At 47.8% G+C, this 13,862-nt stretch carries 11 protein-coding genes; 2 read left to right on the top strand and 9 right to left on the bottom strand.

Annotation, left to right across the window (positions count from 1 at the left end; genetic code table 11):
• Positions 1 to 146: 146 nt before the first annotated feature.
• Complete coding sequence (gene sbcB / locus MARGE09_RS11415) at positions 147 to 1,580, bottom strand: exodeoxyribonuclease I (protein WP_236982021.1); 1,434 nt, start codon at positions 1,578 to 1,580, stop codon at positions 147 to 149.
• A gap of 82 nt (positions 1,581 to 1,662) precedes the next feature.
• Here sbcB and can point away from each other — a divergent pair, with 82 nt between their 5' ends.
• On the top strand, positions 1,663 to 2,304 hold the full coding sequence (gene can, locus MARGE09_RS11410) for a carbonate dehydratase (RefSeq protein WP_236982019.1): 642 nt from the start codon (positions 1,663 to 1,665) through the stop codon (positions 2,302 to 2,304).
• A 78-nt stretch (positions 2,305 to 2,382) separates the two neighbouring features.
• Here can and MARGE09_RS11405 read toward each other — a convergent pair whose 3' ends face one another.
• The 5 genes from MARGE09_RS11405 to purL form a co-directional block, all read right to left on the bottom strand.
• Entirely contained in the window at positions 2,383 to 2,847 is a 465-nt protein-coding gene (locus MARGE09_RS11405; protein ID WP_236982017.1) for a hypothetical protein, read from the bottom strand.
• A gap of 41 nt (positions 2,848 to 2,888) precedes the next feature.
• Positions 2,889 to 3,458: a dCTP deaminase gene (gene dcd / locus MARGE09_RS11400; protein WP_236982016.1), complete on the bottom strand. Its 570-nt coding sequence runs from the start codon at positions 3,456 to 3,458 to the stop codon at positions 2,889 to 2,891.
• Positions 3,459 to 3,488: 30 nt separating this feature from the next.
• On the bottom strand, positions 3,489 to 4,631 hold the full coding sequence (apbC, locus tag MARGE09_RS11395; RefSeq protein ID WP_236982015.1) for an iron-sulfur cluster carrier protein ApbC: 1,143 nt from the start codon (positions 4,629 to 4,631) through the stop codon (positions 3,489 to 3,491).
• 165 nt (positions 4,632 to 4,796) lie between these two features.
• On the bottom strand, positions 4,797 to 5,075 hold the full coding sequence (locus tag MARGE09_RS11390) for a YebG family protein (RefSeq protein WP_236982014.1): 279 nt from the start codon (positions 5,073 to 5,075) through the stop codon (positions 4,797 to 4,799).
• A 95-nt stretch (positions 5,076 to 5,170) separates the two neighbouring features.
• Complete coding sequence (gene purL / locus MARGE09_RS11385; protein WP_236982013.1) at positions 5,171 to 9,028, bottom strand: phosphoribosylformylglycinamidine synthase; 3,858 nt, start codon at positions 9,026 to 9,028, stop codon at positions 5,171 to 5,173.
• Positions 9,029 to 9,639: 611 nt separating this feature from the next.
• Between purL and mltF the strand changes: the two genes are divergently transcribed.
• Complete coding sequence (gene mltF / locus MARGE09_RS11380; protein ID WP_236982012.1) at positions 9,640 to 11,088, top strand: membrane-bound lytic murein transglycosylase MltF; 1,449 nt, start codon at positions 9,640 to 9,642, stop codon at positions 11,086 to 11,088.
• A 27-nt stretch (positions 11,089 to 11,115) separates the two neighbouring features.
• On the opposite strand, the gene tadA is transcribed toward mltF, so the two are convergent.
• From tadA to MARGE09_RS11365, 3 genes are all read right to left on the bottom strand, one after another.
• Positions 11,116 to 11,610: a tRNA adenosine(34) deaminase TadA gene (tadA, locus tag MARGE09_RS11375; RefSeq protein WP_236982011.1), complete on the bottom strand. Its 495-nt coding sequence runs from the start codon at positions 11,608 to 11,610 to the stop codon at positions 11,116 to 11,118.
• Between the two features lie 30 nt (positions 11,611 to 11,640).
• On the bottom strand, positions 11,641 to 11,856 hold the full coding sequence (locus MARGE09_RS11370; RefSeq protein ID WP_236982010.1) for a DUF1653 domain-containing protein: 216 nt from the start codon (positions 11,854 to 11,856) through the stop codon (positions 11,641 to 11,643).
• A 487-nt stretch (positions 11,857 to 12,343) separates the two neighbouring features.
• Positions 12,344 to 13,837 carry a methyl-accepting chemotaxis protein gene (locus MARGE09_RS11365; RefSeq protein ID WP_236982008.1) on the bottom strand — a complete coding sequence of 498 codons (1,494 nt, stop codon included), beginning with the start codon at positions 13,835 to 13,837 and terminating at the stop codon, positions 12,344 to 12,346.
• Positions 13,838 to 13,862: the final 25 nt, after the last annotated feature.

Here is a 13,862-nt window from a genome sequence, read left to right as displayed (position 1 = left end):
AAGTGCGCGACCATAGGTTAGGCTGCGCTTGCGCTAGGCCGCACGAATTGCGACGCCTATTATTGTTTTAGCAATCAAACAACACAAATGCAATAACACTTTGTGTCATAACGACACTTTAGGCGTAACAAGCCTACTTTTGCGTTTTAATTCGTTACTTCTGGCAATTTTTCTCTCACCCAAAGCAAGGCTTGCGCCAAATACTCCTGCTGGTTTTGCGATAACCCCTGCTCCATCAAAGCCTCAATACGCGCCTCGAACTGCGCTAGCGTAAGGTAACCTTCAACGCCACCAAACCAACGACTATGGCAAATCCCTTCCCACTCCACTTTTTCTTGCTCGGTTAGCGCCTCGGGAAAAAAGCGCCCCTTATAGCGCAGCAGCAAACCGTTGTAGCGCTTATCCTGAAAATTAAAACAAGCGGCCTTTAGTATCGCTTCGTCAGCCGCCCTTACCTCGCTCAATACGGGTTTATCTCTCGGTGACAAAAAGCCTTCGTATAATTGCTGCTCGGCATCCGCGCGCGCGGCAAATTCGTTTAACGCAAAAGCTTTGGCTATTTTATCGCTCAAGTCATATTGCAATATTCGCTGCCAGTGCTTTTCACAAAGCTCAATATCAATTTTTAGGCGGCGCGCATTCTCAGGCGTGAGCAACTTTGGCGTTAAGACGACAGGACTTTTGTTTAAGTGCACAGCTTTCAGCTCGATGCGCTGCACCCCTTCTGGCAGCTCGGCGGCGGCTGTAAAAACACGGGCGGCAATGTCCTGCGCAGACAAATGAATAAGTTCATCTGGGTCTTGCGCTAAATTGGCAACAAGCACCGCATTTTTATTTTTAGGGTGAAACGCCAAGGGCACCACCAACGCGGCGCAGCCATTTTCAGACGGAAACTTAGAAGAAATATGCAAAAAGGGCTTTCTTCGCTTTACATCAATACTCTGCGCAACATTATTTTTTAGCCGCAACTTAAAAATATGCTCAAATAACTGCGGTTGCCGCACCTTAATTAATTTAGCCAGCGCAATTGTTGCCTCTACATCACTTAAAGCATCGTGAGCTTTTGCATGAATCAGGTTATTCGCAGCCGATAAAGCTTCTAACTTAAAACTCACCCGGCCCTCAATTGTGGGCCACTCAAGCGTTTCTGGCCGCAAGGCATAACAAGTGCGCACCATATCAATAATATCCCAGCGGGAATTACCATTTTGCCACTCGCGTGCATAAGGGTCGTAGAAGTTGCGGTAAAAAGTGTAACGCCCAACCTCATCATCAAAACGAATGCTGTTATAGCCCACACCACACGTATTTGGCGCCGACAGCACATCGTGTATTTTTCGCGCAAATGCAGGCTCCACTAAACCATCACGCTGTGCCTGCTGTGGTGTAATACCTGTCACTAAAATGGCCTCTGGGTGAGGCAATACATCAGGGGTTGGCTGGCAAAACCATACGTCGGGCTCAGCTATAGGCTCTAGCGCTAAATTAGTTCTTATACCCGCGAACTGACAAGGCCTATCAATTGAAGGGGTAGCACCCCATGTTTCATAATCATGCCAGTACAGCGTTGCTTCGTTCACAATAAAACCTTATATTTAGTCGGTTTTTTATCGTTTGATAAATTGGGTATACTTTCGGAAATTACAGAGAGACCGATATACCATGAATGACCTAGATACACTTTTTGACAACAATATACGCTGGGCAGAAGAGATCAAAGCGGAAGATCCGCATTTCTTTGAAAAACTTGCCGCACAGCAAACCCCTGAGTACTTATGGATTGGCTGTTCCGATAGCCGAGTACCCGCCAATGAAATTGTAGGGTTATTGCCTGGTGAGCTTTTTGTCCACCGCAACATCGCCAACACCGTTGTGCATACCGACCTTAATTGCTTATCGGTTATTTATTACGCAGTTGCCGTACTCAAAGTAAAGCACGTTATTGTTTGTGGCCACTACGGCTGCGGCGGTGTTCAAGCAGCTATGGGTGATCAACAAGTTGGCTTGGTTGACCACTGGCTGCGCAATATCCGTGATGTTTATTTCAACAAACAAAATGCTTTTGGTGAAGACCTTAGTGAAAAAGAGCGCGTTAATTTATTGTGTGAGCTTAACGTAGCGCAACAAGTTGCCAACGTAACCCATCTGCCCGCCATCCAAAATGCCTGGGAAGAAGGGCAAGAGCTATCGGTACACGGTTGGATTTACGACATCAACGACGGTCTACTTAAAAGCCTCACTCCAAGCATCGATAACATCGAGCAAGTCGCCGAGCAATACCGAGTGAAAAGAAAACTTCTTTAAATTGCACCCACTGTAAAAACCACACTTAAAAGTAGCGGTATTCTCTTTAAAACAAAAATGCCGCTACTTTTTATGCTCTTACTGCGCACTAAAATAACGATAATAGCTCAACAGCAGCATTAATAAGCAACCCAAAGCCACCCAAATAATCTTCTGAAAAAAAGCGTAATCCAATTCGCTGATATGGCTACCAAAAGTCGTTGCACGCAGTAAGCGACTATTAAAATACAGTGCCAGCGCCATAATCGCTATCGATACCATCGGTAAACCAACAAAATGCAACGCCGCCGACATTAGCGCTAGCACCACAACGCCTAATGCAGCAACAAAACGCAAACGAGCTCGACTTTCGGGCAGCGTTGGCCTTAGCCAGTGTTGCGCGCAATCGCCAACAATAAAACCTGCCATAAAAACATTTAATACCCCAGCCCAAAACATGCTCAGCACAGCAACCCGAGCGACTGCATCGGGCTTTAGCCAAGGGAGTAATGCAGCCATTAAAAACGGTAGTAAAGCAATAAATATATAGCGGGAGTTTTTCACAGCAAACCTATTGTGCACATATTGGCCGTAACGGGAGCGACTTAAGTTTGTGGAAGGGTTACACCTGTCTGCCCCTGATATTTTCCGCCTCGATCAGCGTAGCTAGTTGCACACACTTCGTCACTTTCAAAAAACAGCATTTGTGCCACACCTTCATTGGCATATATTTTTGCAGGTAACGGTGTAGTGTTAGAAAACTCTAGAGTAACGTGCCCTTCCCACTCAGGCTCAAGCGGTGTCACGTTCACAATAATGCCGCAACGCGCATAAGTTGATTTCCCCAAACACACAGTCAGTACGCTGCGTGGAATTTTAAAATACTCTACGGTGCGCGCTAGCGCAAAAGAGTTCGGGGGAATAATACAAACATCGCTTTTTACGTCAACAAAACTACTTTCGTCAAAATTCTTAGGGTCAACCGTTACTGAATGCACGTTGGTAAATATTTTAAACTCATCAGCACAGCGCACGTCATAACCATAGCTTGACGTACCGTACGAAATTAACCGATCGCCCTTTTCACCATAACGCACTTGCTCTTGCGCAAACGGCGAAATCATTTCTTGCTCTTGCGCCATTCGGCGTATCCACTTATCGGACTTAATCGACATATTCTTCTCCAAACTATTAATCAATAACTGCTAGTCATCGCTCTGCGTCATCAACGGGGATGACGAGGCGCCACTGGCTGAATCTTGCGCATTGCGCTGATTCAAAAATAACTGCAAAGCCACTCGCTGAGCGACAGCTAAGTACACTAAAGATTCAGGGCTTGTCACATCAGCCACTACCGAAGGACAACCACCATCAGCCCCCTCTCTAATAGCGAGCTTCAAGGGTAAACGCCCAATAACTTGGGTATCGTACTCTTTGGCCAATGCATTGCCACCGTGCTCACCAAAAATGGCTTCCGAATGCCCGCACTGGGAACAGGTATGCACAGACATATTTTCCACAACGCCTAGCACGTCAATATTCACTTTACGAAATAATTCAATGCCCTTTTTGGCGTCAAGCAAAGCAATATCTTGCGGCGTAGTAACAATGACACTGCCACTTACCGGAACTGTTTGCGAAAGCGTTAGCTGAATATCTCCCGTACCAGGAGGCATATCGACAATCAGAAAATCTAAATCTGGCCACTCGGTTTGCCGCAACATTTGCTGCAAAGCCCCAGTAGCCATTGGCCCGCGCCAAGCCATGGGCGTATTATCCGTGACTAGGTTGCCCATGCCTATTGCGAATACGCCGTGTGGCGACTCGATAGCATGCATGCGCTTACCCGGCAAAATGTCTGGGCGCTGCCCCTCAATATTTAACATTAAGGCTTGGCTTGGGCCATAAATATCAGCGTCCAGCACGCCAACCCGAGCACCTAGCGCCTTTAAAGCCAGAGCCAAATTAACAGCGGTTGTCGATTTACCAACACCACCTTTGCCCGATGCTACGGCAATAACTTGCTTTACGCCGGCAATTGGCTCTCGCTCTTGCGCAAGGGCGGGTAACGTCGGCAACCATTCAAAAGCAACATCTACCCCACTAAAATCGGCAATTAACGCCGCTTGAATCGCTTCGGTAATCAAAAGCCCGCGGGCTTGAAGTGCTTGCGGCAATTGCAGCGTTAATTTACAAAGATCTTCGCCTCGAGGCGAAACCTCAGCGGCGATTGTCACATCAGCAACGGTGCAAGCAAAATCGGTAATTACCGGCACGGCGGATAATCTTGCCGCCAATGCGGGGGGAAGAGGTATAGCCGGCGAGTAAGATAACGGCGATATAGACATAAAACTTCTGCAACCATCAAAATGAGGCCGCCATTTTAACGGCTATCACCTACCTATGCACTTAATCTCACTATTTAATCGCCAAACAGCAAAAAGCCCCGAAACCAGACAGTTTCGGGGCTTTTACAATGCCACCAATCAAACTTGCAGCATCAATACAGAGAGCTACTTAACGAAAACGTCGCCATCGTTATGCTCTTCAGGCTCTTCTTCTAGCAAAAGCTCTGGCTTATTTTTACAGGCTCGCGCCAATATATCGCGACGCTTTGCTAGCAATAAGCCAATAGCTTCAGCCTGCGCCTCGTCAACACCGGTTATATTTTGCTCGATCAAAGCTGTAATATTTTCTGCCAGCTCCAACATCTTGTCATGGTCGTCGGCATCTTTTTTGTTTTTGAACATAGCCCCATCCCGATCACATTGCCAAACAGCAAGTACTGCCATAAATGTATCCTCACAATTAACTGTATAAACGAACAGTATTTGTTTTGCCGCACAAGGTCAAGCCTTATTAGCTTTAAACCTCGTGCACACAGCTTTTAATTAACAAAAACCCGCGCATTGCGGAAAATACGCAACCAGCCGCCATCTTCTTGCCAACCTTCTGGCTTCCAAGAATTCGCAACAGTACGGAATACACGCTCTGGGTGCGGCATTAAAATTGTGGCGCGACCATCGGTGCTGGTTAAACTGGTAATGCCTGCCTGCGAGCCATTAGGGTTAGCGGGGTAAGCTTCTGTAACATTGAGACTGTTATCAATAAAGCGCACTGCAACCTGGCCGCTGCTGTTGCACGCCTCGAAAGCCGCTTGATCGACAAACTCCGCACGACCTTCACCATGCGCTACAGCTACTGGCAAATGTGAACCTGCCATTCCCTGATAAAGCACAGAGTTAGATTGTTCTACTTTAACCAAAGCCACTCGCGCTTCAAATTGTTCAGATACGTTGCGCACAAAGTGCGGCCATAAATCGGCACCTGGAATTAAATCTTTTAGGTTCGACATCATTTGGCAACCATTACAAACACCTAAACTAAAGGTGTCGTTACGATTGAAAAACGCTTCGAATTGGTCGCGTGCAATGGCATTAAACAATACCGTTTTTGCCCAGCCCTCACCGGCACCTAAAACATCGCCGTAACTAAAACCGCCGCAGGCCGCCAAACCCTTGAACTCGTCTAGCGCAATACGCCCAGCCAAAATATCACTCATGTGCACATCGATTGGGGTAAAGCCTGCACGCTCAAAGCCTGCTGCCATTTCTAAGTGGCTGTTAACGCCTTGCTCGCGCAAAATAGCCACTTTGGGTTTATTGCCTATAGCAATAAACGGCGCAGCCACATCATGGCTAGGGTCGTAACTGAGTTGGCTACTTAAGCCTGGATTATCGGCAGTAATGCCAGCAAATTCCTGCTCGGCGCATGCAGGGTTATCGCGCAACGCTTGCATGTGGTAGCTCGTTTTACTCCACAGCTGCTGCCAATTTCCACGAGTAGTCGATACCAGCTCTTGCGCACCATTGCGAATAACAATGGCCTCATCTACAGTTGCGCAGCCCAACTCAACAAGCGCAGCCTGCAAGCCCGCAGCCGCAAAGGCTTGCTGCACATTAGCTAATTCGCTGCTCGCCACTTGAATCACAGCGCCTAGCTCTTCGTTAAATAAAGCACTCAGTGCATCGCCACCTAAAGCGGCAATATCAATACTTAAACCACAACGGCCAGCAAAAGCCATTTCTGCCAGAGTCGCCAACAAACCACCATCACTGCGATCGTGGTAGGCAATAAGGCTGTCACTGTCTAAACAGGCCTGCATGCCATTAAAGAAGGCTTTAAGCTCATCGGTGCTTTCTAGGTCGGCAACCTGCTCGCCCATCTGATTGCATGCTTGCGCCAAAATAGAGCCGCCTAAACGCTGTTTGCCTGCCGCTAAATCAATTAACAGCAGAACATTATCGTCAGCGGTTTTAATTTCTGGCGTAATCGTTTTACGAACATCCACTACAGGGGCAAATGCCGATATAACCAGCGACATAGGCGAGGTAACGGCTTTGTCTTGGCCATCTTGCTGCCATGCGGTGCGCATGGACATGGAATCTTTGCCGACGGGAATGGTTAAGCCCAATGCTGGGCACACTTCCATACCTACTGCTTTTACGGCTTCGTACAATTTGGCGTCTTCGCCTTTATGGCCAGCCGCGCACATCCAGTTGGCCGAAAGCTTAATATCACGCAGCTTATCAATACGCGTACAAGCAATGTTGGTAATCGCCTCAGCTACCGACATGCGCCCAGATGCCGCGGCATCCATAAGAGCAATCGGTGTGCGCTCGCCAATACTCATTGCCTCACCGGCATAACTATCAAAGGTTGCCGTTGTTACCGCGCAATCGGCGACGGGCACCTGCCACGGGCCAACCATTTGATCACGCACAACCATACCGGTTACCGAGCGATCTCCAATCGTAATCAAGAACTGCTTACTGGCAACTGTTGGGTGCTGCAACACGCGTTGCGCGGCATCTTCTACGGATAAAGAAATATCTAAGGGCTGTAATGCGGCATTGTAAGTTTCAGCTTCGCGGTGCATTTTAGGTGGTTTACCAAATAGCACGCTCATTGGAAGATCAACCGGTTTAGCATCGAAATGGCGATCGTTCACAATCAATGTTTGCTCACTAATAGCCTCGCCCACTACCGCGTACGGGCAGCGTTCGCGCTCACAAATCGCTTTAAAACGCTCTAAAGACTCTGGCGCCACAGCCATCACGTAGCGCTCTTGCGATTCATTACACCAAATTTCTAAGGGTGACATGCCCGGCTCGTCATTAGGCACTTCACGCAGCTCAAAGTTAGCGCCACAGCCACCGTCTTTTGCCAATTCAGGGAAGGCATTAGAAAGGCCGCCAGCGCCCACATCATGAATGAATGCAATGGGGTTATTGGCCCCCAACTGCCAGCACTGATCAATCACCTCTTGGCAACGGCGCTCCATTTCTGGGTTTTGGCGCTGAACCGAAGCAAAGTCGAGGTCTTCTGAAGAGGTACCCGACGCCATAGACGAAGCCGCACCGCCACCTAAACCAATCAACATTGCGGGGCCACCAAGCGCAATAAGGTGGCAGCCTGGTGCAAACTCTTCTTGCGCAATATGCTCTTCACGAATATTGCCATAGCCACCAGCAAGCATAATAGGCTTGTGGTAGCCACGGCGCTCACCATCAAAATCTAGCTCGAAGGTACGGAAGTAACCACAAATATTGGGGCGGCCAAATTCATTATTGAACGCAGCGCCGCCAATCGGGCCTTCCAGCATAATATCAAGCGCATTCACAATGCGCCCTGGCTTGCCGTAATCTTGCTCCCACGGTTGGTTGTAACCTGGGATTTGCAAATTAGATACCGTAAAGCCACTTAAACCCACCTTAGGTTTAGAGCCCTTACCCACCGCACCTTCATCGCGAATTTCACCACCCGAGCCAGTACCAGCACCCGAGAAAGGAGCAATCGCCGTGGGGTGGTTATGGGTTTCGACTTTCATCAAGATATGAACAGGCTCTTGATGGTAGCTGTACTCGTGGGTATCTGTATCAGCGAAAAAACGCCCAGCAACGGTACCTGTCATGACAGAAGCGTTATCGGCATAAGCCGACAATACATCTTCACCACCTAATTCGTAGGTGTTCTTAATCATTTTGAACAGCGATAGCGTTTTATCTTCACCATCAATAGTCCAGCTCGCATTAAAGATTTTATGCCGGCAATGCTCACTGTTTGCCTGTGCAAACATCATCAACTCAACATCGGTTGGGTTGCGCTTTAAATCTTTGAAACTGGCAACAAGGTAGTCGATTTCATCTTCGGCTAATGCCAATCCCAACGAAGCATTAGCTGCCTCTAGAGCAATGCGGCCACCATCCAGAATATCCACATAATGCAAGCCACGTGGTTCGTGCTTGGCAAACAGCGCTTGGGCTTCATCCAAGCTTGCAAACATCACCTCGACCATGCGGTCGTGCAACAAGCCCGTCACAGCATTCGGATCAAAATCACCATCAATATGGTAAGCAATGCCGCGCTCGATGCGATTCACTTTAGCCACACCGGCATTATGGGCAATATCGGTCGCCTTCGAAGACCATGGCGATATAGTCCCTGGGCGCGGCACGGCTAATAATAATTGACCATCGCCAGCTTGCTTATCTGCCTTTGGGCCGTAAGTGAGCAAACGAACGAGAACCTCCGTTTCAATGGCCGTTAAGGCATCACTCAGGTCGGCAAAATGGACATACTCGGCATAAACCGATGAAATGCCAGGCTGCAGAGTCTGAAGCGAAGAAAGGAGTTTTTGAGTACGGAATTCTGATAGCGCAGGTGCACCGGGCAAAATCAACATGGAGGGATAGGTCTCGCAGTTCATAAGACGGGTTGTCGAAAAAGCGCGCATTGTACTCGATTTGGCCGCAAGTAGCAGCCGCAACTACGCCTTACCGACAAGCGCCCGCAAGACTGAACTGGCGCGTGCATTCCTGTATATGGCGCACAATGCTTCCCATGAGACACATAAGACGATAAAATTGGTTCTTTTTTAAACAAAAATTTTACATTAGTTTGTTATATTGCTACCTGCAAGCAAAACAAAAAACACTAAGCATGCACGGCACTGCTGGCACAAAAAAATAAAGTGAATAGCTACTAACAAGCAAAATCACACTGCAAGCCAGTTCCATATACCACTCAAAATATGGCGCCGTTTGTTGCTTTTGAATTGGCTTTTTTTCGCTGCCAACGCGTAAAACAAAGCCAGAATATACCGGTTTTAAGCACAAAACAGTTTAAGTAACGGCTGGCAGTTCGTGTCAATACGCTTAACAATTAGCCTTTAAGGCACCGTTGCGTTAAGCCACAAACAAGCACAAAATCAGCCATCAAATATAGAGTTATCCAAATTTAATGAAGTCATGGATCAAAACACTTAGCATCATAAGTCACAGGGTTTGTAACCATGTGCTGGTTGTTGCGTGCGTGTTTTGCTTGTGCTCATTGCTCACCGGTAGCCGCTTACCCACCCTACTCGACCGCATTCAAAAAGAAGGGGTGTTAACAGTCGCATCACGCAACGGCCCTACCACCTACTACCAAGGCATCGACGGCTACACAGGCTTTGACTACGAACTGCTGCGCGGCTTTGCCGAGTATTTAGATGTAAAACTCGAAATCGTCGAGGAAGAAGACCTTGGGCATATATTTAATGCCATTGCCGCGCGCGATGTTCATATGGGCGCCGCTGGCCTCACGGTAACCGACAAGCGTCGCCAAGTGGTCGATTTCAGCCAGCCCTATTTACACGTGACACAGCAAGTTATTTACCGCTCAAATTCGCCCAAACCCAAAAGTATCGAAGATCTTATCGGCGAAGAGATTCTAGTAATAGGCAATAGCAGCCACGCCGAACGCCTAAGGGAGCTTAAACGCGAGCACCCCGATCTAGTCTGGAATGAACGCCAAGATATTGAAATGCTCGACTTGCTCGAAATGGTACACAATAAAAAAGTTACCTATGCCGTTGTTGATTCCAACGCATTGGAAATGAATAGCAGTGTCTATCCTCGTGCTCTGGCCGCTTTCGATATTACCGAACCCGAACCCCTTGCCTGGGCACTGCCCAAAATTACCGACCACAGTCTGCAACAAGCCGCCAACCATTATTTAACGCAACTTGAGCACTCGGGTGAGCTCGCCGAAATTACCGAAAGCTTTTACGGCCACGTAGGCCACATCAATTACAGCGGCGCACTCGTGTTTACCAAACGCCTGCGCACACGCCTCCCTAAATGGCGAGAAAAAATTGAAGCGGCCGCCAAAGAAACAAACCTAGATTGGCAATTGCTAGCAGCATTAAGCTATCAGGAATCCCACTGGAACCCCAGAGCCAAATCACCCACAGGAGTGCGCGGCTTTATGATGCTTACCCTAAATACCGCACGCGAAATGGGCGTAAAAAGCCGATTAGATCCCGACCAAAGCATTAATGGCGGCGCAAGATATTTTCGCAAAATGTACGACCGTCTTAGCGATGACATTGTTGAACCCGACCGCACTTGGCTAGCGCTGGCAGCCTATAATATTGGTTTTTTACATTTGCAGGACGCTCGAAAAATAACGCAAGACCAAGGCGGCAACCCAAATTTATGGAGCGATATCCGCGAACGTTTACCACTGCTCACTAAGCGCCAATACTACAAACAAACGCGCTACGGTTATGCCCGCGGCCACGAAGCGGTTAGCTATGTAAATAATATTCGCAACTTCTACAATGTTATCGCGTGGAAAGAGCAAGAGCGCGCAAAACAAGAGGCTCTAGCCGCCGAGGAAAACGAAACAGACAAACCCCTTGGCTACGAATCGATTATTAGCAGTGCATTAGAAGAGCTTGAAATTATTAATGCGATGTAGCCATTCTGCCATTTTGCAGGTTTAACGTTACGTATTCATATTATTTTGTTTTAGCGCTTTTTTACGCGCTCGCCTTTCGGCAAAAAAACGCTGCATAAGCGCACTTGCAGGCTCGGCACAGACTCCAGCAGTCACTTCTATATGATGATTAAAACAAGGGTCGTCCAATAAGCTATGGCTACAAACACGTCCCGCTTTCGGCTCGGTAGCAGCAAATACAATACGTTGAATACGCGCATGCACCAACGCCCCAAGGCACATAGTGCAGGGTTCAACCGTGACGTAAAGCGTAGCCTTCGGTAAACGGTAATTGCCCAAGCGGGCCGCAGCCGCCCTTAGCGCTTGTATTTCAGCGTGCGCCGTGGGGTCACTTGCGCTAATAGGCCGATTAAAACCGGCCCCCACCACCACACCATTGTCGACAATAACCGCACCAACAGGCACTTCGTCACAGCCATACGCTAAGCGCGCCTGCAAAAGTGCAAGATGCATAAAAAAAGCATCGTCAACCGCGCGATTCATCAAATACCCTTAATTCGCAACCAACACACATTATATTACCTCGACAAAAGCAAACCGAGGCACCGCTTGCCCCTCAACATCAACCGATTCGATAAACATAGCCAAAGGGCGCACAAACAGCTGGAAATCGCCATACAACGGTCGATAAACCACCAGAAGCTCTTCAGTTTCACTATGCTTTGCCACCCCGGTAACGTGGTAATAATTGCCTTTATAGTGCCGATATTTCCCGAAAGGAATTTGCATGAAAACCTCAACCTAAAAAAACACCATTATCGGTGACTAAAGGCATTTCACAAAGCGCTTACTGATATACGTAAAATTTTTGGTAACTATTCAGCGATAAGAAAATATTGCTCACTTAGGACTGATTGATTATTTTCTAGCCGTTCACGCATCACGATCGCGTGCATAGCGCCCAGCCCCAACAAGGATGCGCGGGGTAGAGTTTGCGCCAGCATAAGGATATGCAAGATTAGATTTTGCAAAAGCACAAAATCGAGGAACAAAAAGTCGAGTAGCACAAACTCGTAAACGGCTTGAGCGGCCTAAAAAATGATTAATTAACACTCAATTTCGCTGATGACTGAATAGTTACAATTTTTGTAACCTATATATACTGTGCAGGCAAAAAAAGCCCCAATAAGCGAGGTAAAAAAATAGACTCACAGCAAACTAACATACCGCTTTATGTAGCAATATTTGCAACTTATATGGCCTAAGCTTATAGGTGTTAGGCAGTTTTAAATACAGCCATCAATGCCTGCAAATCTTGAGACTGCGCCTTTATTTCTCGCCCCAAATCACTACTTGAATGCGTGCTTGCCACCAACGCCTCAATTAATTCATTAATTTCTGCCGCGCTATCGGCAATAGTTCGGCTGGCCTGCCCTTGTTGCTCTACCGCAACAACCATGGTGCTATTAATATCAGTTAAAGCCAGCATCTGTGCTTGGCTGGCTTCAACCTCAGTAACGGTTAATTGTATTTTGCTGATGCTTTGCTCGGCATGTAATTTTGAGCTTTGCATAATATCCACCGCTTTAGCGCTAGCGCCTTGCAGCTGGCCAATCGTACCCTTGATTTGATCGGTTGATTCTTGCGTTCGTGTCGCCAGCGCGCGTACTTCGTCGGCGACCACGGCAAAACCGCGGCCTTGCTCACCAGCGCGCGCCGCTTCGATAGCCGCATTCAGTGCCAGCAGATTAGTTTGCTCTGCAATACTATTGATCACATTTAAAATTTCAGAAATGTTGCGGGTATATTGCTCTAGAGTTTGAGCGGTATTGTTAGATTCTTGAATAAGAGAATTGAGTTCTTTTAACGATTGCTGACAACCCAATAAGTGCTCGCTCGCCGAGTTGTTTGCGGCGCCCACGCTGCGCAATTGCTCGCTGGCATTTTGCATATCGCGCACCATATTAAACGAGGTGGCCGCTAGCTCTTCTGTCGCCGAGGCGATTATATTCGTGCGATCGTATTCCGTCTGCGCCAATACACCGAAGCCTTTAATGTCGTCAAGCAAACGCGCTAAACCGTCATCGACACGTACAGAAGCCTCTCCAGATTTACGTGCAGCACTGGCCATAGCCCCTAACAATTGATTAAGTAAGCTGGCAACACTACTTTCGCTATCCATTCGCTGGGTTAAATCTAATTGATTGCCCGGGTTAGCCACTACCCGCTCTATGGTGGCGGTTAACTGCTGATCACGTTTAGCATTATTGGCCAACACTCCCAATAAGACGCATTCAGCCGTTAAGTATCCCGCGTGAATTAGCACAATACCCACGGTGCAATGCTCATGATCATAAAAATAGAAATTATGGAAAAGGTGCAAATGCTGAATTACAAATAGAACAACATGCGCTGCTGCGCCGCAGACCAAAACCGTAATGAAAACCTTGGCATCACGGTATAAAAAGAAAATGGACGCGGTCACAAAATAACCAAAGTGGGCCTCGATCATGCCGCCACTTTGTAGCACCTGCAGCGAAGTCATTACACTGAGCACCGCAGCCAACAAATGCCGCGCGATTGGCAAACCGGCCAAATGTGTGCCAGCCATTGCGGCGACAGGTAATAAAACCACCGCCGCAACAACGGCCCAAAACCAATTGCCCGTTGCAAGAATCCACAACAGTGACACTAACCAATAGGCCAGTGCCAGCTTGAAAATAAGGGCGTCAATTCTGGCCTGCGAACGGCGCGGCGTGAGCTCTTCCATAAAAGTCCTTACTGTGGCCTATACG

It is taken from the genome of Marinagarivorans cellulosilyticus (assembly GCF_021655555.1).
Classification (GTDB): Bacteria; Pseudomonadota; Gammaproteobacteria; order Pseudomonadales; family Cellvibrionaceae; genus Marinagarivorans; species Marinagarivorans cellulosilyticus.
The sequence above is the reverse complement of the archived record's forward strand: the minus strand, read 5'-3'. Positions and strand labels throughout refer to the sequence as shown.

Coding starts and splice junctions, on each gene's coding strand:
- can (WP_236982019.1), top strand. CDS start 1,663: ATGAATGACCTAGATACACTTTTTGACAACAATATACGCTGGGCAGAA.
- dcd (WP_236982016.1), bottom strand. CDS start 3,458: ATGTCGATTAAGTCCGATAAGTGGATACGCCGAATGGCGCAAGAGCAA.
- apbC (WP_236982015.1), bottom strand. CDS start 4,631: ATGTCTATATCGCCGTTATCTTACTCGCCGGCTATACCTCTTCCCCCC.
- MARGE09_RS11390 (WP_236982014.1), bottom strand. CDS start 5,075: ATGGCAGTACTTGCTGTTTGGCAATGTGATCGGGATGGGGCTATGTTC.
- purL (WP_236982013.1), bottom strand. CDS start 9,028: ATGTTGATTTTGCCCGGTGCACCTGCGCTATCAGAATTCCGTACTCAA.
- tadA (WP_236982011.1), bottom strand. CDS start 11,610: ATGAATCGCGCGGTTGACGATGCTTTTTTTATGCATCTTGCACTTTTG.
- MARGE09_RS11370 (WP_236982010.1), bottom strand. CDS start 11,856: ATGCAAATTCCTTTCGGGAAATATCGGCACTATAAAGGCAATTATTAC.
- MARGE09_RS11365 (WP_236982008.1), bottom strand. CDS start 13,837: ATGGAAGAGCTCACGCCGCGCCGTTCGCAGGCCAGAATTGACGCCCTT.